The sequence below is a fragment of the Pontibacterium sp. genome, assembly GCF_041587635.1.
Lineage (GTDB): Bacteria > Pseudomonadota > Gammaproteobacteria > Pseudomonadales > Balneatricaceae > Pontibacterium.
In genome coordinates, this window is the sequence record NZ_JBFGYC010000620.1 from 1 (window position 1) to 2,237 (window position 2,237).

Annotated in this window: 3 protein-coding genes; 2 read left to right on the forward strand and 1 reads right to left on the reverse strand. The window is 53.5% G+C overall.

Features of this window, described 5'->3' with window-relative positions; all coding sequences use genetic code 11:
- Both ABYW01_RS19885 and lnt read left to right on the forward strand, forming a co-directional pair.
- Window positions 1-354 (forward strand): transporter associated domain-containing protein (locus ABYW01_RS19885; protein ID WP_372836148.1); only part of this gene is annotated, 354 nt, incomplete at its 5' end.
- A gap of 3 nt (window positions 355-357) precedes the next feature.
- Entirely contained in the window at window positions 358-1,881 is a 1,524-nt protein-coding gene (gene lnt / locus ABYW01_RS19890; RefSeq protein WP_372836150.1) for an apolipoprotein N-acyltransferase, read from the forward strand.
- Here the strand turns inward: lnt and ABYW01_RS19895 are convergent.
- A partial coding sequence (locus ABYW01_RS19895; RefSeq protein WP_372836152.1) for a hypothetical protein occupies window positions 1,838-2,237 on the reverse strand: 400 nt, incomplete at its 5' end. The two genes, lnt and ABYW01_RS19895, sit on opposite strands and share 44 nt — an antisense overlap.

Sequence of the window (2,237 nt, forward strand, 5' to 3'; positions counted from 1 at the left end):
GACGAATACGGCGGCGTCTCCGGATTGATCACCATCGAAGATGTTCTTGAACAGATTGTCGGTGAAATCGAGGATGAACATGATATCGAAGAGGACGACGGCAATATCAAACCGTTTGCTGACAACGGTTATATCGTCAAAGCCCTCACCCCGGTGGAAGACTTTAACGAGTTCTTTGACGTCGGCTTGTGTGAAGACGACTTCGATACAATGGGTGGACTGGTGACTCAGCGTTTTGGACACCTGCCGCAAAAAGATGAACAGGTCGATTTTGACGGCTTCAGCTTTAAGGTTTTATCGGCTGACAACCGTCGCATCCGCCTGTTACAAGTCACGCCAAAAGCTAGCACCTGATTGATGTTGATCCTGCGTCTGTTGCTGTCCCTGCTCGCTGGCGCTTCAGCAACAGCCGCCCTTGCGCCGTTTAACATTGTCTGGCTCGCGCCCGTCGCCCCCCTGCTCTTTTACCTTATTTTAAGTACGGCCCCACAGCGCAATTCATGGCTGCTAGGCTGGTCCTTTGGACTCGGCTTTTTTGGTGCCGGGGTCTCCTGGGTATTTGTCAGTATCTACGAACACAGTGCTACACCCTTGCCCCTGGCCGTAGCACTGACCGCGCTTTTTGTATCAGCGCTCGCGCTGCTGTTTATGCTGCAAGGCGGGTGCTGGAAACGCTGGTTCAGTGGTCGCTGGGGCGCACTATCATTTATCGGAATATGGGTACTGGGTGAATGGCTGCGAAGCTGGTTACTCACCGGTTTTCCGTGGCTTTATCTCGGCTACGCAACACTGGATACCCCGCTGGCAAGCTGGGCTCCGGTTGGCGGGGTTTGGCTGAACTCGCTGATCGTCGCCGGCAGCGGTATTCTGTTGTTTGAGATACTACGGGAAAAAAGCTGGCGCCCGCGCGCAGGCTATCTCCTGCTCCTGATCGCACCATGGGCACTGCAGCCGTTCGTGAACACCACCTGGACAACTGCATCGGGAACACCACTGAACGTCACCCTCATTCAGGCTGACATTGACCAGGAAGACAAGTGGGATCCTCAACAGCGCGAAAGCATCCTCGCGCGGTATGAAGCCCTGTCCCTGCCTCGTAGTGGTGATGACCTGATCATCTGGCCTGAAACGGCAATCCCAACATTTTTTAGCCGGGCCGCCGAACAACTGACCCCAATGTTGGAACAATTCGACGCCGACAACACAACGTTGATCAGCGGCTTGCCAACCTCATCCCGCGACCCGGACTCCCAGCGACGGCTCTACCACAACAGCATTGCAGTGCTCAGCAACGGCAGTGGTGTTTACCACAAAGAGCGCTTAGTACCCTTTGGTGAATACATACCAATGGAACACTATCTGCGCGGCGCGCTGGAATTCTTCAATTTACCGATGTCGAGCTTTAGCCTGCCTTTATCCGACAAGCAATCACTTCTGAACGTACAAGGTCACCTCATGTCAGCCGCCATCTGCTATGAGATTGCCTACCCTGAACTGGTGCGTGAAAGCAGCCAGCAAGCCGCATTTATTCTGACCGTGTCCAACGACACCTGGTTTGGTCATTCGATTGCACCGGATCAGCATATGCAGATCGCCCGCATGCGCGCACTGGAAAGTCAGCGCTGGATTATCCGCAGCACCAACAACGGAATATCGGGTCTGATCGATCCGTACGGCAACGTGACTCAACAAGCACCACGTTATACACAGGCTATCCTGACTGGCTCAGTGCAGCCACGACAGGGACTGACTCCGTTTCAGCAGTTCGGAAGCTGGCCCGTTGTAGCGTTCAGCTTTTTACTCTGCATTGTTGGTTTAGGTCGCCAGAAATTATCCTTCAACGATAGCGCCCGCTCACTTCGTCCAAACCTTCGTCACTGATCACTTCTGACAGAAACCACCCCGGCACATATTTTCCGACACACATCTCATAGTGTTCACCGTCGGCATAATGCACCGTCAAACTGAATCCCATCGCGGGCTGATGATTGAGCCCGACAACCCGATCATCACCGGGTTTAAGCCCCAATATTGAGATAAGCTCCTGAGTGTCGGAGTTGCCGTGCTTAATCTCAACCCGTTCTATTAGCCGACTGGAATCGTTAACCAACTGAACAGATAACATCTGCGCGGGACGCTCGGCACCGGCATAAAATCCTAATGCCGCGGCACTGGTACTTAAGACCAGTGCCAGCAGCAGACACCACCGACCATTGCGAATACTCATAATATCAAGC

Coding starts and splice junctions, on each gene's coding strand:
- lnt (WP_372836150.1), top strand. CDS start 358: ATGTTGATCCTGCGTCTGTTGCTGTCCCTGCTCGCTGGCGCTTCAGCA.